Here is a 20,772-nt window from a genome sequence, read left to right on the forward strand (position 1 = left end):
ACATGCCTATGCAGGGTTTATCCTAAAAATTGTTTTGCAAAGGTGGTAAACAAACCTTGAAGTTCCTTTGCATAACTATTATCATAGCCATTCTCAAAATATGTCTGTAGAGCATTATTAAAGCTATTTTGAAATGCACTAGCACTAGAAACATCTAATTTTTTAAGCTGTGCATATGCTTCATTAGAATACGCTGTGTCTATATCTTTATTTGAACTGCTTTCTTGATTATAAATATGCTTGTTATACTCCTGTAATAGAAGTTTTCCAGCAGAACTTGTCATATCATGCACAGCAACATAAGAGACTTCTGAATTCCCTAGTGCAGCCTTATACGCATCAACTGTATTGCTTGTATTTGAAACTGCAAATGCGTCATTAAGTACCTGTCCAGCAGAAACTATATCTTTATAGGTAAAGTTTGTTCCAGAAATATTTGCTGTTACAGTTACCTTATTTGAGCTATAGTCCTCAAACTTCTTTGCAATATCCTCTACACTTTCGTTAGAATAGTCAATATTATTATCTTGTTTGAACTGACTATATGCGGAAAAAAGTTGCTTCTCCATATCTACAAGTGAATTACTAATAGACGTTTCACTAGGATCATTAATGAATTTAGCCCTATTAAAAAATGTATTTAGATTGTTAGCTTGTGCATCTATGTTTTCGCCTGTATCTTTAGAATAGTATTGATTAAGCTTTTGCAATTCTGCTTTTTCTTGAGTTTGCTGCTGCTTAGTATAAGCATCTACATCGCTAATTCCTTGTTCTTTTGCTCGTTTTGCTATATTATCACTAGAATAGGTAGCTTGAATTTCTGTTTTTGCCTTATCATAGGCTACTACAGATTCTGCAAGATAATTTCCATCACCTGTAGGTACATCTGTTAAATTGTTAGCTGCACTATGAAGATTCTGATTTTGAAGTGTCGAAAGATAGAGGTTCATTGAATCTGCAATTGGTGTTGAGTAGCTATCATATTGATGTAATGCTTCCTCATATTGGCTTTGTATTTTTTGATTTTCAGCTTGTACCTTATCAGATTCCTCATCATACTCAGCTAATGTTTCTCTGTTTTGAGGAATATTATTGCTCACTGGTTTATACGCAGAAAAAGAAGTGTCGATGTCATCTAAAATTTTTTGCTGAGAAGTCTCACCCCTATTACTTAAAGAAAAAACACCAGAATAGGTATCTTTTGAAGAACTAGGACCATTAATTTCTCCTCTGCTATTATATGTAACAAATTCATTTTCTCCAGTATTATAATCATATCTCACTAGAGCATCTTCCACATAAATTTTGCTTTTATCAAAATTAGCTGCTGGTATTGTGTCTTCCCCTGCTACAACCTCTGTGAGTTTTCCTGTTGCTGAATCAATATGTAAACATCCGATAGGTCCTTTAGAATACTCACAAGAATTATCAGGTGGTTGTTTAATAGTTATATTATTATTTGAATATAAAGCTGACGGCCTGATAGAATTAATTGACATACTATTACCTCCAATATTATTTTCATTAATATATATTATCGTATATAAAATTCAACTTTATAGGTTTATTACAAAAAATTTGCATAACATGTAAATTATTTTTTTTATTTTATTGACTCTTATTTCCATCTAATATAGAATAAAAATAAGTATATTTTTCAAATAAAAGGAAGGATGTTTAGTATGAAAGGCCTAAAAAATTTTTTAAGATCTATATCACTTATAGCTATACCACTATTTTCTATGTCTACATTTTCTGTTACAGCCCATGCTAATTCAATTTCGAAAGCACATTCTAAAGCCAAACTAAGTATTAGTTCTATAACTAAATCCGAGAAAATATCTCAGCAAAAGTTAGCTTCTCTCATTGGTTCCCATGCCAATAAAAGTTCATCAATCCAAAAATCAAACAAACTATCACTTACACCTAAACTTATACATGCAAATGATAGTTCCTCTAGCAGTTCTCAGCCCACTGTTGGTTATGACATCTTAGTTGACAACCCAAGTAGCGAGGTAAATGGTAATCTAACCATTCAAAGTAAAATAGATATTATTGCATCTGCTAACTCAGATGGCTCAAATTCATATGAAGCTCAAAACTTTGCTAAAGACATATCAATTCCTATTCTTCCATTGTCTATAACTAATTATAGTATTACTAAATTAGTTGACAATAATAATAATCTAATTGGGGCTCAATTCCAGTTTAATACACCTGCACAATATGTCCCAATGATACAAGTTGAAAACTCTTCTAATGTTTGGTCAAGCCCTGTTTATCCAGATTTTAATATTGAACCAGCTAGTGGAAGTCGTCCAACTGCCAACTTGGATCATGCTTTACCAGGTTTAGTTCCTAAAAACTTAGCTTTTAATGTAAGTTGGACAAGTTCTCAAGCTCAAAATAGCTCCTCCACTTTAAAGAATTCCGAAACATTAATATTAAATACTGCTTCTTTAAATGACGACCTAGTATATGATAAACCTGCAAACTCTACTACAGATTTCTCAAATTGGTCCCAAAATGTTTCAATACCAGATACAGGTATATACTACGTTCTTACGAGTGTAGAAGATTCCAATGGCTATTGGTCAGATTGGAAGGCTTCTCAAGTTGAAATTGAAGATTCATCCGTCCAAGTTGTAAATCCGGTTGTAAGTGGCGATGAAGGTACCGTAAGGTGGAATATGGGATCATACCCATCATATAAAAGCAACCTATCAATGTCTGGAACATTAGTAGATTCCTCTGGCTATATCTTACCTTATGTATCATTAAACATGCAAGTTACTGATGGCGATTCGACTATTAGCCCTAATAGCACAACTTCTCCAACCTTTTATACTGGTGCAGATGGTACCTTTAAATATACCATGAATAATCTTCCTGTATCAATTGGTCAACAATTGCAAGTAAACTATGAAAGTGATGATTATTATGATGATTGTGTACTAGCTTTAGTATCAAATAATACAAATTTGTATACTACTCCTGTATATGGCTTTGCATATTGGATATATACTGGCTAATAATTTAAAATTATTGCGAAGTAAGAGCATTCTGGAACATTAAATAGCAGCAATAAATCTAAGAGGAATATTCTCAAAATCCTAAGAACTTTCAATAACTCACTATCGTTCAGACAAATTGAAAGTTCTAAGTCTTTTGAGAATATTCCTCTAAGATTTATAAGCTGTTATTTAAATCGTTCCAAAACGCTCTTACTTCGCAATTACAGTGGGTTAAGGTGAAAATTCGAGGCCACTGAAAAACCGGCTGTTTTTTAAGAAAAAATGTTTCAAAAAATATTCACAAAAATGCTAGGGTATAATCCTTAGCATTTTCCTTAAATTTACTTTTATATTCATATATAAGGATCAAAGCCTCCTTATTTACCATCTAAGATGGTAAGAATTCTTTTTAGATTAACCACAAATATTGTCACTGCACTTTGCAAGTGCATACCTTTTAGACCTGTGGCAGATGCAACATCATACCCATGTCTATGCTTTAATTCACTATTTTTAGCTTCAATCTTATAGCGTTCTTTTGATTTTTCTTGAAAATACTCACTTTCTTGAAATTTTATTTGTTCTTTATGTGGATTAGAAAGTATTGTTACAGAATAGGTTTTTGTTTTATTACCTTCTTTATAGCATCCTTTTTGTGATGGACAACATTTACATTTGTTTACATCAAAAAAATATTGTTCCATCTGATTTTTTTGGGTATTATTTTTTTTCTGAAGTGTTTTCTTGAAAGCCATATGACCTTCTTGGCATACATACATCCCAGCATCTTTGTTAAATTCAAACTTATTTGAATTCTTTCTGTTTCCATGGGTTACACATTCACTTAATCTTGCAACTAATTTTATGTCATTTCCTTTTGCATAAACAATGTTCTCTTTTTCTGAGTATGCCGCATCTCCAATAACAGTTTCAACTTTTACACCTGCTTTTTTGCTTTTTACAATTAAAGTTTCTAATTCTTTTCCATCATGCTTTTCTCCAGAAGTTATTGTGGCTGAAGTTATTATTCTTTCTTCGCTCATTGCTATGTGAGTTTTGTAACCAAAAAATGATGTATCTGCTGTTTTATGTCCAACCTTAGCATCTTCATCTTTTGAAAGTGTTAATTGTTCTATATCATCGTCAATAGATTCATTTAAAAGGTTTAATTTTTCTTTAACCTTAGGATACTGACTTAGATTATCATCTTCTTCAATTACCGCAATTAATTTTTTGCAATACTCAATTTGATCCTCCAATATACCGTTACTAACTTTTTTAGGAAACTTGCTTTTCATTTCTTCATCTATTTCGTAAACAGATTTTCTTAATAGTTTTGATTGTTCAACTAAAATAGCTCTTGGCGATAACTGGTTATATCTTGCTTTAGTATGTGTAGAATCAACTATAATAGATTTACTTTTCAAAATCCCTTTTTTTATTGCGATACTAACTGTTTTGTTTATAAGAAGATCCAACATATTTGAATCCTTTAATCGTAACTTTCTAAATTTAGTTAATGAACTTGGATCTATAACAGAAGCCTCCGGAGCTATATCCAAAAAATATTTAAAAGACATATCATATTTTGAACGTTCAACAACATCAACATCTGATAAATCAAATGTTATTTTTAGCATTAAATACTTAAACATCATTATAGGATCAATGGCTCCGCGGCCATTGTTAAAACAATATGTATCAATAATTTCATCATAAACAAATGAAAAATCAACTAAATTTTTTATTTTTCTTAAAATGTTATCCTTTGGAATAATAAGATCATATAAATCAGTATATGGACTCATAACTAACTTTTGTTGCTTTATCATTATTGATTTCCTCCTAAACGGTCTTCTACACATATATAATTCTATATAAATCCATAAAATCCTTTTTGAATACAAAAAACAGCTAACGAAGTTAGCTGTCAGCAGTTTTTGAAAAATACATTAATCTTTTATTCAATTAGGACTTTTTCAGTGGCCTCGAAAATTCCTCCGTGCCTACGGAATTTTAGGGTAAAAACAGGAACTGCTACAATTGCATAAGCAATCAAAATAAGTTTTAAGATTTTCTGTAGCAAGGCGGAAGAAAATCATCCTTCACTGTACTCTGTACTCTGTCAGTTGTACTCTGAATAAAGGTTCGCAATGTTTATTATTTGTATATTAAATAATTTTGTGCGACAGCCAATTTTTATTGAGCTTTATTACGGGCTTTTAAAAGACGTACGCCTTCACTTGTAATATGGTTCAACCATACCGTAAATAAAACACATAGTTTTCTTGTATTAGTGCTATTCTAATTTTTTCCTTAGATTATTATCCCCTCAAAATGATCCATTTCATGTTGAATTATCTGTGCTGCAAATCCAGTAAACACTTGCTTTTGCTTCTTAAAATTTCTATCAAGATACTCAACATCTATCATTTCATATCTCTTTGTTTTTCTAAACCCAATTAAGGATAAACAGCTCTCTTCTGTTTTATAGGGCTTTTCTTTCTTTAATATAACTGGATTTATCATAGGTACAATGAGGCCGCCTACAGTAAATACCAATATACGCTTTTTTACTCCAATCATGTTTCCCGCCAATCCAACGCAATACTCTAAATTTGCTCTCAACGTATCTATTAAATCATCAACTACTGCTATATCATTTTTAGTTGCCTCTTCTGATTTTTGTCTTAAAAACAACACATCTTTTACAATTGGTTTTATCATAATTTTCACCTCTTTATTCTGTAATATCAGACGCTACAATTTTTCTTAATGTTATTTTATCTGCTACAATATGTGGAAATTGTTCATATGGATTTTTGATCAAGCCTATCATACTCTTATAGTACTAAATATATCATTTCAAAAAAGTCTACGCTATTTATGATACGTTTCTCCGTAACTATCTTATCGGCATCGGTTTCAAAGAATAAGTACTTTCTTATATTCTTTTCATAAATATTATTGATAAAAATAATTGAAGAAATTAAAAGGCAACACCAAAGTTGCCTTTATCACACATTATAAGAATATTGTAAATTAGTTCTTTTTATTATGCGAAAGAGTAAAGTTCATCACTTTTTCCTATTTCATAATGACACTCAATTATTTCACCAGGTGCAATTTTTTCTGCATATGTCAATGTTCTTATAACCATTCCATGGCATACCATAATCACTTTATTATAATTAGCATACTTATCTGCAACCTTTTTAACTCTACTTCTTAATGAATTTAAATCTTCCCATCGTCTTTTCTCTCCGTTAGGATAGATACCTTTGCAGTTATTAAAATCTTTTGTTAAGTCTAAACATTCTTCAAACACACGATATTGAAAGGTTAAATCAGGCATCCATTCATGTAAGTCCATCTCTACTGTCAAATCAATATTTGTCTTTTGAGAGATAATTGCAGCAGTCTGTAAAGCCCTTGTATATGGGGAAGATACAATAATATCTGCACTTTTTAATCTTGGGTCTAATGCTGTTGTCAATGCTTGTGATATACCTTCTTTTGATAAAGGCGCCAAATCTCTGCCATGTCCTATATATCCTCTTTCATCACATGGGCTATAATCTGGTTGTCCATGTCTAACTAAATAAAATTGTGCCATATAACAACCTCCATTTAATTCGCATTTAATTAAAATTCTTAATTAATTTATTATACAACAAATAGATAAGCTTTGTTTATAAAATTTATTTCACTACTATTATATAAGTAAATTTTTCTTTGAATCAACCTTATCAATAAGCTTACCAAGTTTAAAGTGTTCACAATTATTGGATATAAGATTATACCCTCCAAAATCTGAACCCAATTTACTTTCAGCTCTTTTAATTATTTCTTTTGGTGTATATTTAGGCTTTGGGTAACTATCAATATATACTTTTCATTAAATTTATTTTTGACCTTAAAAAAGGAGGGTCACCTCCATAATCTGGTAATCCTTCATGTTCAATAATATATTTTATTATTTACAATGCATTTAATTCCAATCTGACGCTGTTATTTATGATACGTTTCACCGTATCACACCTAAATGAGAAAAGGTAAAATAATGTATATTGATTAATCTAAAAGTTGCAGAACAGCTACAATTTCTTCATCACACATTTCTCCATTTTCAACGAAGCCCATTGAATTATAAAGTGCTTTTGCCACCACATTTTCAGGTTCATAAGAAAGCCAACAATATGTAGCTCGTCCACATGGCTCACCTCGTAAATATTCAATTGATGCCTGTAAAGCCTTTTTACCTAATCCCTGTCCTTGATATGTTTTATCAATCATAAAACGCCAGATACAATAGTTCCCATCAGCAATATCAGGTTCATCATCATCACCATTTGCACCATAACCAAACATAACAAAACCAACTAGGGCGTTTCCATTGTAAATTCCAAACGGTAATGCAACACCTCCCGAAGTGATAGTAGTATATGCTTCTAAAATGCTTTCTGTATTTGTTGCTACAAAATCCAATTGATTGTTATTCACTGATAACTTAATTATTTCCCAGATATTATTTGAATCTACTTTTCTTAATTCTATCATAAAAAACCTCCAAATTATTTTTGATAGATTATATAAATAATCTTAAGTTTCTTTATTCTTGCAAATTACCATTTACCTATTATGTTAATTTGTTCCTGATTTATTATAACATGCCTCGTAAAAATAGTATCTAATGATACGCACTGCTATTTAGTATTAGGATTCACAATCATATTTGCATCTGTTATATTTTGATTTTCTAACTACAGGATAAACATATGCAAACGTAAGTACTATTACTAAAATTCTAAATCCTATTCCAATAATTCCACCCTCAGGTCCATACATTCCTCCCATTAAAGTATTATTATTTGAAGTAATACTTTGAGAAATCATACCTGGAAATTTAAGTCCACTTACAGGAAACCCAAATATAGGTCCTTGAAAAAAATTCCACGAAAAGTGTAGTGCAATGGGAAAGATTAAATTTCTAATTTCTAAATAAGCGTGAAAATCAACACTTATTTTAGACATAGCCAAATAAAAAAGCTCTTATCCTTTTTATAAGGTAAGAGTTTTCATTATTATACTATATACTTAAATCATAAGTTGATACTTTTTTCAGTAAATTTTGTACTTCTAATAAAACATGCTAAAGCCTTTTATATTATCCACCTGAAAAGATTTATAAGCTGCTTCAAAAGGGAAATCTATTATACTTAAATTTTTTATACTTCCATGATTTACAATTAACCCTGAGAATAAAAGCATTGAACACATTAATAACATTATTGGTATTATAATTTTTCTCTTTAACACACAACATACCTCCTTATTTAAATTTTAAAGCAAATTCGCCGATTTCTGTACTTATTTCACTACTGATTTTATTATAAAAAACCATTAGTTTATATATAAGTCTATCATCAACTTTATCTTGCTTATTTACTATATAGTATACTTTTTCCTTTATATAGTCCATTTTTTGAATATTGTTTTGAACTACATACATATCTATTAAAACACTCAATATATTATTTGCCAAAACATAATTTTTTTGTATCTCACAAAAATTTAAAGCTTTTAAATAATAATTCTCAGCTAAATTTAGATTATTAAGTTTATTATATATTTCACCTATATCAAAATAAATATTGGATGTGCACAAACTATTATTATCTAAATTGGATAACTGATTAGTTATAATATTAAGATTTTCAATCGCCTTATCTTTCATGTTTATATCCATATATACATCAACAATATTTGTTAGGATAACTAAGTATTTTTCTACATCGCTTCTACTTGTTAAATTTAAAATTTCAGTAAATACCTGAAGAGCTTCTTTATAAAGTTTCATTTTGTAGAAACAAACTGCTTTACTATTTAAGATTTTGATATATCTTGAAGTATCTTCTTTATTAACTATGTTTTCTGCTATTTTAATATTATACAATGCACGTTCAAGGTTATTAATACCTTTATAAGCTAGCGCATTATTTTGTCTAAAAATAACTTTATCTTTAAGTGGCATATCATCAAATTGACTTAATGCAAATTCACAACATTCAATACTTTTCTCATAGTTCCCCATATATCCATAAACCATAGATAACTTTCTTGAAAGTGGTATTAATTTCTTATCCAAAAACATTCTGCTAAGTAATGCCGAAGCTTTTTCATAGTATACAGCACTTTTATACATTTCGTTATTATTACAAAAATAATCTCCTGCATATTCATATATCTTTAATTTTTTATCTTTAATATCCCAATCAATTAAAAAACTTTCTGCTTTTTTTAATGTTTCTATAAAGCTATTATCTTTAGATATTACCAAAGTTTTTAATTCTTCTATGTAAGAATCAAGAACTTTAGTAGCCTGTACAATTTGATTTTCCATTAAATATTCAACCGTTTCAGTAACTTTAAAGCCTTTTTTCTTCCCTAGTTCAGTCAAGTTTTTTATAATTACTTCTGCTGTTTTCTTAGTTATATTGGCTTTGTTTGTCTCAATTTCACTTATTAGATTCCTAGTTATATCATTTCCTGAAATCTCATCTTGTTTTAAATTGTACTTTTCTCTAATTGCCTTTATCTTATCACCGTCCGATATCACTATACATTTGCCCATTCAAAACGCTCCTAACTTATACATCTTTTATCATTATTAACAATTATATCAAATATATGATTTCATGTAAATAGGCTCACTTACAATCTAAGCTTAATATAGAATACAATTTAAAGAATCACCCATAAATACGAAAGGGTAAAATATATTATTTCTCTATTTTACCCTTTTTTATAAATATACTATTTATTATACAGTTTTTTACCTATAAAAATAGCAGTCAAGAATATAATTAACGTAATTAACAAAAATAACAGCATAAATGTAAATACAGATTATGCCCATTATATTTAACCTAAAACTCTTTCATCAACTCGTCTAACAAAACTATAAGTATAGCATTCAAAGTATTTTGACCAAAATCGAAGTGCCGTTGGATTCAATGTTTCACAATCAACACCTAAATATCTCACACCTTCATTTGCAAGTCTTTTCATAGTATACATTAAGAGTTCTTTAGCTACAGAACTATTTCTATATTTACGTTCAACATACATGCCACAGATGTTGAGTACTTCAGAATCTTCTGAAATGAATGTTTCTGCAGCTTCCTCAACTTCAATATATCCAATAGGTCTATCATCAGCATATGCAACAAAGAATCGACTTTTTCTTTTCTCACACAATTCTGCAAACTTCTCATCTGTAAATTGTTCAGATAGAAAATATATAGGACTGTCATTCATATGCTTAACAAGCCCATTTTTTAAATTTAATAATATATTTGCTTTTTGGTAGCTAACTTCTTTATATCTACATCCACTATCCATCTTCAATTCATCTACATTAGACAAATCTCTTATTGCATCACTGCAACGAATACCAAAACCATTGAATATCAAAGATTCTGCTATCTCTTTATCATGTGCATATTTACAGATTGCAAAACTAAATATTCCATCTTGAATCATTATTTTAGATAAATTCTCAAATAATAAAGAGGCTGTTTTCTGCCTATTTCTGCCTGCAAATGCACTTCCGAACAACGGTGAAAATGAACCTTTTACATTTCCAAACTGCCCTTCAAATCCACCCCAAAACATTAGGTATCCTACAAGTTTTTCGTCTTCAATTGCTAACAATCCATACTTACTGTTAAAAATATCAGATATTAGTGCCTTCAACTTATTCATATAATTTTTCACTAACAATTGTTTGTTATTAGTACATTCATTTTTATATTCTATTATTGCCAATCCAACCGCTTCGTCTATATACTTTAGTTCTGGTTTTCTAAATTCCATCCTATTCCTCCAATTTCCTAAAACTATAATATTTAATCTCCATTCTATTTAAATATAATACAAAAATCTTTTTTGTAAGCTAGAACTCATTATATAATTTACATAAATAGCTGCTTGCTTCTGTCAATATTCTCTTGGAACTATCAAATTGAAAGGCGCTTATAGCTTTCTCGTAGTTCATCAAGCTAGCCCCTAATAACTCTTCCTTCTGAAATTGTATTTCTTGATCCTCGTATTCTGCCAGAAAATATATAATACGTTTTATTATTCCCTTTTTATTTGGAATTGGATGCTCATCACTTGTCTTAAATCCATCTAAAATGTGTACTCTTAAACCAGTTTCTTCGTATATTTCACGAAGTGCTGTTTCCTTCTCTTGTTCTATTCCCTCCATATGACCTTTAGGAAAGCCATAATATCCTTCTAATGATTGAATAATTACATATTGAATTTCACCATTATGACGAGTAAAAACCACTGCTCCACAAGAATTTTCATATTTCATCTTCTAAATCCTCCATCCTATTAGAATTTGTATAAATGCTAAAATCAGTATCTATATATAATCCAGCACATCTAATGGTTTTTCAATTTGTTTAAAATTCTCCTTTCTGCCTGATGGTTGAATAGTCCCATCTTGTAAATACCAAACTGCTTGGACTGCATTCATCCCTAGTTCCCTAGCAGCTTCTAATTCAAAGCTACCTCCGTCTCCCACATATAAACATTCATCAGCTTTTACCATCAATTTATTCATGCATCTTTTATATATTTCAGCATCTGGTTTTTGTATTCCCTGTTCATATGATAAGCAAACCACATGAAAATATGGAAACAGTATACTTTTTTGAATTACATATGCTTCTTCCGAAAAACAATTACTTATTAGTCCTATCATAATTCCTTTTTCTTTCAAGCTACAAAGCAGAGCTATTATTTCTGGGTGCAAATGATTAAAACACTCTTCCTTTGTCGCTATACGTTTTTCAACAATTGAATCCCGCAATTCCTTAGAATAGCACTTGTTCTTTATAAGAATCATTTCGAGGGCTTCCTCAAGTGTCATTTTACCTATTGTTCGGTCGATTTCTGTAGGCTTCCACAGTTCCTGAAATTTATCTTCTGATATTCCTGCATCTATAGCCATTTGTGTTCCAAAATATACAGGACTTTTAAAATGAGTTATTAAGGTTTCATACATATCAAAAATTACTGCTTTTATCATAAATACATCCACCATCCTTTTGATAAGATTATTTTATAAGAATTCCTGCTCCTGTATACAGGTATGGAGTATACTTCTCTAATTTAAGCTTACCGTTAGATTCGACAATAAAATTCTCCCAAGTAACATTATCAATACCATTACCATAAATAGCTGATGAATTTAACATTTTTAATGTATTATCTTCATATTTGATAAGTATATAATGTAATGCTCTAGCAGATTTTTCCGAACTGCACAAAATAATTGCATATTTATTATCACCTGCTTTAACTTTATCAATAACATTTATATTTATAGCAGATATGTTAAACCCGTTTGCAAGTTGCATAAGTGGACTATTAGGTAATATACACATATAGGAATTTGAATACCATGTATCGCTTAATTCAATAGACACCTTTTCTGGATTTGAACAAGCTTCATGGATACCCATATTATTGGGGCCTACTTGTATTTTCTTGTAAATATTATCAACAAAAGTTCTATCATTTATATGTTGAGCTTTATTAGTTTCCCATAAATAGTAAGCAATTGAATACGCACCACAACTCATACTACCTTTGGGTTGAGAAATATATTGCTTCATTAAAACATCGACTTCCTCTCGTTATATTTTAAGTATACAGTATATTATTTTTATTTATGAAAATTTACTATTTTCAATTACATACGAAAAGCAATTACTTATTAGTCCTATCATAATTCCTTAGAATAGTACTTAAACATATTTAGTTCACTTTTTAACAATATTGCCAAACAGACTAATCATTATGGCATTCTAGATAATTAATCCTTTTTCCAATCTTTATAGCATATTCTATTTCACCTTTTGTAGTTTCAAGAACTCATCTTTAAACCTCGTACTCCCGCACAAAGTTATTACTTTATACTTTTCTACCATAATACCCTCCTTTTAATTTTCCTTATTTTACTATTGTCAAGTTATTATAACATAATTTATAAATGCATACTTTTCTATACTTATCCTCGATTTCAATATAAATACACATGATTATATTCAACGAATTTATCATAATAACTCTTCTTAAAACAAAATAAAAAGGAGAACCTCCACCATCATTATCTGGACTTGGTTCTCCTTATATGGGCACTGCTAAAAAGCTGTTCATAAGAATTTGCTAATGATAAAATGTTCACCTTTGTAATCTTAATTATTTATAGATAAACCATTTCAACTATTAAAATTCATGTGCATCATAATGCCAAGAAGCCGGCATTTCGATACAAATAAATTTTAAGTTTCAAGGTGGTTTATCTTTAGATACATGTTTGTAAATTTAACCCCTGAGAAAAATCCCATGTTATGATATAACCCTTCTGACGGATTACCTATAGTAACACATAAGATTGTTGCTGGCGATATTTTCTTTAAATTAGTTAGTGCTAACTTTATCATATTAGAAGCAATTCCTAATCTTCTGTAATCTGGTCTTACTACAACTTCGCCAATTTCAGAGAAGTCATTATCACAAAATCCACTAATTCCAGCTATGCAAGCTGCTATTAATTCATTATTATTTTTATCAAAAATAATAGTTGAACCATCAAGCGTATTGTTTGTTTTATATATCTTTAGAATTCTTTCAGCATCCATTACAGCCTCTTCTAAGTTTCGATGTCCAAAAAGTTCATAATCTATTCCACCACTATAACTTTCAAAGAACAACTTTCCTATATTTTGAGCATCAGATATAGTCGGTGTTTTTACTATAAAATCATCACTCCAATTAATATCTTCAAATATTTCTGTTGGGCGAATCATTACTCTTCTTTCACACTCTATTCTATACCCAAGTTTATTAAAATTCTCTATATCCTTAGGCGTAACACCATATATCTTAATTATATTATCTTTACCTGACCACTGTAGAATCGCATTATGAAGTGAACTAATAACTAAAAATCTATCTACAGCATATGGGGCTTCAATGAAAAAGGCTCCAATAAAATCGGCACCAATATGTACTCCTCCAACTCTTTTATCATCTTTAAATATCCAAAAATGATCATCATAATCTATCTTGTCCACTGTTTGTTTTTTCCAACTATAACTTAGTTCTAAATCCACATTTGAGTATATTGTTTCATGAATTCCAAACTCTAGCTTATCCGCTCTTTTTAACATAAATCCATCATTTAATATATATTCTTCTTTGCCTTTTTTCCATTTATCAATCTTTTTCATATTTTATTTTCTCCTTAAGATCAAGGTATTATAATACTCTAATGCGATTATAATACTTTGAATACTCGAATTAAAAGGTAAAGAATGTTTCTATATTAATCTTTACATAAAAACCAGTCATATCCATAGCTTAATATGAAGCCTACGTTATTTGTGGTACGGTTCTCCGTAAATAGCTTATCGGCGTCAGTTTCAAAGAATAAGCATTTCTTATATCCTTTTCGATATAATTTCATAATTTGATCAACCATATCTTACTGCTAAAGATTCTTTTAATTCATCTGCATAAACTTATATAGTATCACCTTTTATGGTTTAAACACAATCATCATATCCGGATTTTGCAAGTACTATAATCGGTTGTATTTAGCTTGCTATTTCAACTTTATATGCCTGTGCATCCTCCTTGTCAAGGTACTCATCTCTATCAATCTTTATCTGATTTTCATGTGCAACTCTGCAATCTTCCAATATTTCTGTAATTCTATCTTCTAAACTTCCAGTAGCACATTCAAGTGTCCTAATTCTATCAATTGCTTCATCAGTTTTTTCCATTATGTCATCTCCTATAAATTAGTTTCACTTTTATTATGTCCTTTTTATTTTTTCTTAATTCCATACTACTAAAGATAAACCACTTGAAAGGTTGAAATGGCTAACACCAGATTTATCCTAGAAAACTAGGATTTCACTTAGAGTACATAGTACAGTGAAGGATGATTTTTCTCCGCTATCACTTCGAAAAATCTTAAACTTAATGTTCTCACATGCCTTAAAACATAATGTTCAGCGCAGCTGATACTAGAATAAAAAATATTAAAGCTTAATCAACAAGTTGTCTGTTTAACTCACCTTTGTTAAATCAATAAGCTTTTTAAATGTTATATTTATTTCTTCTATAGTTGCATTTATTTCTTCAGTTGAAGCTGCATGATTTGCAATAACTGAATTAGTTTTACTTACACCTACAAGTATATCATTTATAGATTCTTTAATTTCTCTAAGAAATTTTGATACATTGTCAGACGAATCCTTACTATTTTGTGCTAATTTTCTCATTTCCGATGAAACAACAGAAAAACCTTTTCCACTTTCCCCAGCTCTAGCTGCTTCAATAGCTGCATTTAAAGCTAATAAGTTTGATTGAGTTGATATATGCTGAATAAAACTTATTATTTTATCAGTTTCATCAATTTTATTTTTTACATTATTAATAAAAGACACCATGTCGTTTACAGAATTAGATATTTCTTGAGAACCCTGCGTAATATTATTAACCGCTAGACCTGTTTGCTCAATAGAAGAAAATATATCCTTGGCAACCCCATCAATTTTCATTGAACTTTCTATGCTTTTACCAATTCCAACAGCTCCAATAACCTCATTGTTATCATTAATTAGGGGATATGCTATTGCCATAAAATCAATTCCTAGCTCTTCTTTAGGTACTATAGCATGCATAGATTTCCTTTTTTCCATGCATAACATTAAAGGATTACTTTTAGGTATTACATCTCCCGCCTTAAAAATGACAGGAACTCTAGGATTAATAAATGCTTCTATACACTTTTCTCTGTCAGTTACACATGTAGATACATCCTCATGAATCATTTCACCCAAGATAGGTAATACATCAATTAAAGATTTAATTATATTATTGTTCATATTCCTCACCCCTACATCCTAATAAAATTTGAACTAATGTAATTTAAGATGATTATACTATATTCCCCATATAAAATATATAGATTCTAATTTATTACTCAGCTATTGACTTTGACGTCGTGTCGTACTTTAATAGCCTTTGTAACAATTTCAAGTTTCAAGGTATTTTAGTCTATTTTGCAAGCTTCCACTTTAGTCCGTTTTCTCTATTTAATTTAATCAAAAAACTCATCATGATTTAGGTTAAAGTATTGATACAATAATCAATGATTCTAATTACACTACATATAACTAATACATACTTATATACTTCCTATTTAATCTTAGCTGCTTTACAATATTATAATATATATTTACAAGTTCTATTATTTCAAAAAAAGCCTACGTTACTTGTTGTACGGTTCATCGTAACAATTTTAACGTAGACTTTTACCCTATTTGTGGAATAAATATAAACTTACACCATTTGATGTAAGCTTATATTTATAAATTTATCACTCAAGAAATTTACAACGTCAAATAAACATATTGTGTATTAAGTTTTCCATAGATTAAGCTTATTTTCTTCACTTTAAGATTGCGTTAACATAATAAAATTTTTCCCTGCAATGGTTATTCGGATTGAAGTCACCATAGAAATATTCTGTATGTTTTATGAGTTCTATCTTGAAATTTGCTAAAAGCTCTTTGATATCATATAAGTCGGCGTAGAAATGAGGTATACCTTTTTCAAGTTCATCCCGGCATATAAGAGTATTTTTGTCTAATTTGTTACCTCTATTTTCAATAAAATCTGTACTTTCTTTTGAACAAAACGATAAATATACCTCACCATTTGGTTTGAGCACCCTTTCAATTTCTTCAATTGTTTTTTTCATGCCAATTGAATCGGTATGAGAAATAACATGGTAAGCAAAGATACAGTCAAACGATTGATTGGGGTAATTTAGAGATAGCATATCACCAACCTCCGCATCTATAGGAAGATTTTCCTTTGCAGCCCATGTTTTTAAGTATTGAACAGCATAATCAGAAATATCCGTTGCGGTTACATTAAACCCTTGTTTTGAAAAATAAATGGCATGGCGACCAAGTCCTGTTCCTAAATCTAAAAGATCAACATAACCTGATTCCTTCCATTTATTTGCCAAGTAAATACAATTATCTACAGGCTTAAGATTTGGAGATGGGTAAATAGCCCAATTAAATCCTTTAAGGTTAACAATTTCCTCACTCTTGTTATACATTTGGTAATCCATTTTAATATCTCCTTTTACTGTGAGTAGAAAAGTGATACGTGGAAATAGATTAAGCTGAGCGCCTTTCTTACGTGCTGCCGATGGCGTTATTCCGTGAATTTCTTTGAAAGCGCGCGTAAATGACTCTGGAGATTCATAACCATATTTTAAGGCTACATCGATGACCTTTATAGATTTTGTTTGCAATTCAATCGCAGCCAATGTCATGCGTCTTTTGCGAATATATTCAAATATTGATATATTCATAAATATAGAAAATGTACGCTGGAAACCAACTGTAGACTGACACATTATATTAGCAATTTTATCTAAATCAATATTGCTATCTAAGTGATCTTCAATATAGTCAAATGCTTCGTTAATTCGTTCATACCAGTTCAAATGTATCACTCCTCTCTAAAAACAGTATAGTAGATGAATAAATAAAATTCCTTGCACTTTTGGTTTCACTCATGCAAGGTTATTGTTAAATATACAAATAATTGACAGCTTGCTAAATCATTGCTTTTCAATTATTTTTATACCTGCATTCTAAATTAATTATCAAGATTAAATTTCTTGGAACTGACTTAGTTATATTATACCAAAAATAAACATTTATTTTTATAAATCATTTAGGATATGATAGATACCATATTACCTGCCTTAAATCTAGTGATACCAACGGCTTAAATAAAAGCCTATGTCATTTGTGATACGGTTCACCATTTCTAATCCTAAACCCTATATAAATTAATTCATATCATATCCCTGCACCACCCCAAAATTCCGTAGGCACGGAGGAATTTTTTCCTTTATTCATGTGAAAGGTGAAATAAGTATATTGCAGGATGATTTAAATGAAATTTTATAAATCTTAGGGCGAAATCTTTAAAAGACCTAGAACTTTCAATTGTCTGAGCTGCCCCTTGCGAGTTATTGAAAGTTCTTGGGATTTTAAAGATTTCGCCCTTAGATTTATTAATTTCATTTAATATCCTGCGATATACTTATTTCACCTTATTCATATTTTACTGCCTCTATTATATTCATCCTACTAGATTTAAACGAAGGAATCACTGCCGCAAGTACAGTCATAAGAACTCCAAGTACTATGCTCATAATAAACACGTCCATTGAATAATGCATACTCATAGGGAAATCCGCCAGTCTAAGAATTATAGGCATTACCTCTGTCATTAAAACTCCACCAACAATTCCACATATACTTCCTATAATGCCAATGGATAAAGATTCTATAAAAAGCATTTTTCTAGTTTGAGCTTTACTCATGCCAACAGATGCATAAATTGCAAGATACCTTTTTCTTTCAATAAAACTTATGAAAAAGTTATTTAAAACTCCAACTGCTCCAATTATAAGCGCCAATATTGGGAATGCTTTCATTAAAAATAATGTTTTATTTATTTGCTGTTCACTTTCTGCCTGCCTTTGAGCCATAGTTTTTATAACAACTTGTCTGTTTTTCAATCTATGCGTAAGCTTAGCTTTTACGTAATCAGGACTTTTATAGGTTTTTATGTAAACAAAGCTATGCTGAAATAATTTAAAATCTCCTCTTGCATACTTTTCTGGAATAATTGCACTACTTCCATTATTCATCAAGGTATTAAAAGACGCTACTATTTTATAACTTCTATAACCCCTTGCAGTATTAATGTTTATATAGTCTCCAACCTTCTTATTATTCTTTTTTAAATCTGTAACTGTCATTATTATATTTCTGCCATTTTCAAAATTTTTAAGAATTTCATTTTCATTTTGAAATAATTTTACATCTAGATAATTTTTAATATCATAATTTGATAAGAAATATATTCCTGAAATTTTATTAGTAGTATTTTTTATTTCTATATCGTAGGTAAAATACACAGGAACGGCTTCCTTTACACCATCAATATTTTTTATTATGTTAATAACCGGTCTATCAATAGAATTTCCATCATCATTTTCTATCCAAACATCGTATTTAAATATCCCATATGCCTTAACTATCTCCTTGCCCATACTATAACTTACTACATTAAGCATAAATATTGTTGAAATTCCAATTGTAAGAAGTGCAATATTGTTCATTAAGCTTTTATTTTTTCTCAAATTTTTAGCTGCAAGCACTCCCTCATTTCCAAATATGCAGCCATATACATTTTCAAATAACCTTACAAATATCTCTGTAATATACGGAACACAAATTACAACTCCCACTATTGCCGCAACCATGCATATAATAAGAATTACCATAGCTTTTGTTACTTCTAGCGTGTCTACAGCAAGTACTTTTGGTATTACAATTGAAGTCACAACAAAAATTAATCCAACTGCTAAATGCCACAGTTTCTCATTTTCTACAAGCTCTACAGTATTTAAAACAACCTCTTTCACAGATAACCTTGCAGTCTTAATTATTGGTATGATTGAACTTACAAAGGAAACAAATATTGCAAAAATAAAGGCCGAAATAAGCTGATTTGATGTAAAATCAATTGCCACATTTACGGTAAAATCATCAGACAACTGTTTTCCCATTACCCGACCTAAAATTTTCAGTATTTCTATTCCAACTGCATCACCTATAATCCCGCCTACAACACCATATACTAAACTTTCTGTAATTAAAACAATACTTGTTGAAAATTTAGTAGCTCCTATGCTTCTAAAGGTGCCTATTACTGGCAATCTTTCTGTAACTATGACTTTAAATACGGTATATATAATAAACATACTCATTAAAAGAACTATCATCATCATAGCTCTAAAAGCCATAGTAATTTGACCTGTTTGTTCTTGAATCGCCTTTTCATCAATTGCCTTCTCTACAGTATAATTTTTATATGCAGAAGTAGCTTTTTTCATTACTGTATCAATATTGCTTTTACTGTTAACTTTTAAGTAAATACTTGAAACCAGACCTTTTGCCATATTTAAGGCTCCTGCCGTATCCATTGGTACTATTCCTATTTTGGTCTTATCACTTTCTAATGCAAAAAAGCCTTCATTTTGTGCTATTCCTACTACAGTGAATTTTACTGTTCCATTGCCAGATCTTAAATTTATTTTGTCACCAATCTCAAGCCCATTTGCATCGGATAGTTTTTTACTTATTATTATCTTGTTTCCAATGAAGGGCATTAAAGTTCCCTTTTTATAAAAGTTAATAGGATTCATAAGCTTAACATCATTGTAATTAAATCCCCTAAGCATTACTTGATTTACTTTATTATCTTTAGTATACGTTCCATTTGCATCCATTTCACCAATTATGTAATTCGTATTACTTTTAAGAATACTTGCCATATCAAGGCTCATATATGGAGATGGAGATTTACTATTTGAATATATCTGCACATCTGCATCTCCAAGATATTGCTTTGTAACATCAGTAAAAGTTTTCTTTATGGTTGACGCTGTTCCACTTGAAGCAAAGAACAGCGCCGTTGATGCCATTATTGAAAATATTACAAGAAAAGCTCTTAGCTTCTTCTCTTTTATATTTTTCAGTATAAACTTAATAATAATCCTCAT

Annotated in this window: 19 protein-coding genes; 1 reads left to right on the top strand and 18 read right to left on the bottom strand. The window is 30.0% G+C overall.

The window, feature by feature from the left end; genetic code table 11:
- Window positions 1–17: 17 nt before the first annotated feature.
- Window positions 18–1,499: a hypothetical protein gene (locus tag CUEA01_RS01670; RefSeq protein ID WP_234117405.1), complete on the bottom strand. Its 1,482-nt coding sequence runs from the start codon at window positions 1,497–1,499 to the stop codon at window positions 18–20.
- 183 nt (window positions 1,500–1,682) lie between these two features.
- Here CUEA01_RS01670 and CUEA01_RS01675 point away from each other — a divergent pair, with 183 nt between their 5' ends.
- Complete coding sequence (locus tag CUEA01_RS01675; RefSeq protein WP_234117406.1) at window positions 1,683–3,032, top strand: hypothetical protein; 1,350 nt, start codon at window positions 1,683–1,685, stop codon at window positions 3,030–3,032.
- A gap of 359 nt (window positions 3,033–3,391) precedes the next feature.
- Here CUEA01_RS01675 and CUEA01_RS01680 read toward each other — a convergent pair whose 3' ends face one another.
- From CUEA01_RS01680 to CUEA01_RS01760, 17 genes are all read right to left on the bottom strand, one after another.
- Complete coding sequence (locus CUEA01_RS01680; protein WP_234122100.1) at window positions 3,392–4,849, bottom strand: IS1182 family transposase; 1,458 nt, start codon at window positions 4,847–4,849, stop codon at window positions 3,392–3,394.
- Window positions 4,850–5,330: 481 nt separating this feature from the next.
- On the bottom strand, window positions 5,331–5,741 hold the full coding sequence (locus tag CUEA01_RS01685) for a peptide deformylase (protein WP_234117407.1): 411 nt from the start codon (window positions 5,739–5,741) through the stop codon (window positions 5,331–5,333).
- 328 nt (window positions 5,742–6,069) lie between these two features.
- Window positions 6,070–6,630 (bottom strand): histidine phosphatase family protein, encoded by a 561-nt coding sequence (locus CUEA01_RS01690; RefSeq protein ID WP_234117408.1) that lies wholly within the window; start codon window positions 6,628–6,630, stop codon window positions 6,070–6,072.
- Window positions 6,631–6,729: 99 nt separating this feature from the next.
- The gene (locus CUEA01_RS01695) at window positions 6,730–6,900 is read right to left on the bottom strand and encodes a lecithin retinol acyltransferase family protein (protein WP_329603983.1); all 171 of its coding nucleotides are present in this window, start codon (window positions 6,898–6,900) and stop codon (window positions 6,730–6,732) included.
- A 188-nt stretch (window positions 6,901–7,088) separates the two neighbouring features.
- Window positions 7,089–7,574, bottom strand: a complete 486-nt coding sequence (locus CUEA01_RS01700) for a GNAT family N-acetyltransferase (protein WP_234117409.1) — start codon at window positions 7,572–7,574, stop codon at window positions 7,089–7,091.
- Between the two features lie 156 nt (window positions 7,575–7,730).
- A complete protein-coding gene (locus CUEA01_RS01705) occupies window positions 7,731–8,048 on the bottom strand; it encodes a hypothetical protein (protein ID WP_234117410.1) in 318 nt (105 codons plus the stop codon).
- Between the two features lie 105 nt (window positions 8,049–8,153).
- Entirely contained in the window at window positions 8,154–8,333 is a 180-nt protein-coding gene (locus CUEA01_RS01710) for a hypothetical protein (RefSeq protein WP_234117411.1), read from the bottom strand.
- 13 nt (window positions 8,334–8,346) lie between these two features.
- Complete coding sequence (locus tag CUEA01_RS01715) at window positions 8,347–9,648, bottom strand: helix-turn-helix transcriptional regulator (protein ID WP_234117412.1); 1,302 nt, start codon at window positions 9,646–9,648, stop codon at window positions 8,347–8,349.
- A gap of 290 nt (window positions 9,649–9,938) precedes the next feature.
- Window positions 9,939–10,892: a GNAT family N-acetyltransferase gene (locus tag CUEA01_RS01720; protein ID WP_234117413.1), complete on the bottom strand. Its 954-nt coding sequence runs from the start codon at window positions 10,890–10,892 to the stop codon at window positions 9,939–9,941.
- Window positions 10,893–10,971: 79 nt separating this feature from the next.
- The gene (locus CUEA01_RS01725) at window positions 10,972–11,397 is read right to left on the bottom strand and encodes a bis(5'-nucleosyl)-tetraphosphatase (RefSeq protein WP_234117414.1); all 426 of its coding nucleotides are present in this window, start codon (window positions 11,395–11,397) and stop codon (window positions 10,972–10,974) included.
- A 51-nt stretch (window positions 11,398–11,448) separates the two neighbouring features.
- Entirely contained in the window at window positions 11,449–12,117 is a 669-nt protein-coding gene (locus CUEA01_RS01730) for an HAD family hydrolase (RefSeq protein WP_234117415.1), read from the bottom strand.
- A gap of 28 nt (window positions 12,118–12,145) precedes the next feature.
- Complete coding sequence (locus tag CUEA01_RS01735; protein ID WP_234117416.1) at window positions 12,146–12,706, bottom strand: hypothetical protein; 561 nt, start codon at window positions 12,704–12,706, stop codon at window positions 12,146–12,148.
- A 669-nt stretch (window positions 12,707–13,375) separates the two neighbouring features.
- Window positions 13,376–14,326, bottom strand: a complete 951-nt coding sequence (locus CUEA01_RS01740; RefSeq protein WP_234117417.1) for a GNAT family N-acetyltransferase — start codon at window positions 14,324–14,326, stop codon at window positions 13,376–13,378.
- Window positions 14,327–14,692: 366 nt separating this feature from the next.
- Window positions 14,693–14,881: a hypothetical protein gene (locus CUEA01_RS01745; protein ID WP_234117418.1), complete on the bottom strand. Its 189-nt coding sequence runs from the start codon at window positions 14,879–14,881 to the stop codon at window positions 14,693–14,695.
- 288 nt (window positions 14,882–15,169) lie between these two features.
- Window positions 15,170–15,991, bottom strand: coding sequence for a methyl-accepting chemotaxis protein (locus CUEA01_RS01750; protein ID WP_234117419.1), 822 nt, complete (start codon window positions 15,989–15,991; stop codon window positions 15,170–15,172).
- Window positions 15,992–16,557: 566 nt separating this feature from the next.
- The gene (locus CUEA01_RS01755; RefSeq protein ID WP_234117420.1) at window positions 16,558–17,631 is read right to left on the bottom strand and encodes a methyltransferase domain-containing protein; all 1,074 of its coding nucleotides are present in this window, start codon (window positions 17,629–17,631) and stop codon (window positions 16,558–16,560) included.
- 618 nt (window positions 17,632–18,249) lie between these two features.
- Entirely contained in the window at window positions 18,250–20,772 is a 2,523-nt protein-coding gene (locus tag CUEA01_RS01760) for an ABC transporter permease (RefSeq protein WP_234117421.1), read from the bottom strand.

Origin of the sequence: Clostridium hydrogenum (assembly GCF_021432385.1) — a bacterium.
GTDB classification, from domain to species: Bacteria; Bacillota; Clostridia; order Clostridiales; family Clostridiaceae; genus Clostridium_S; species Clostridium_S hydrogenum.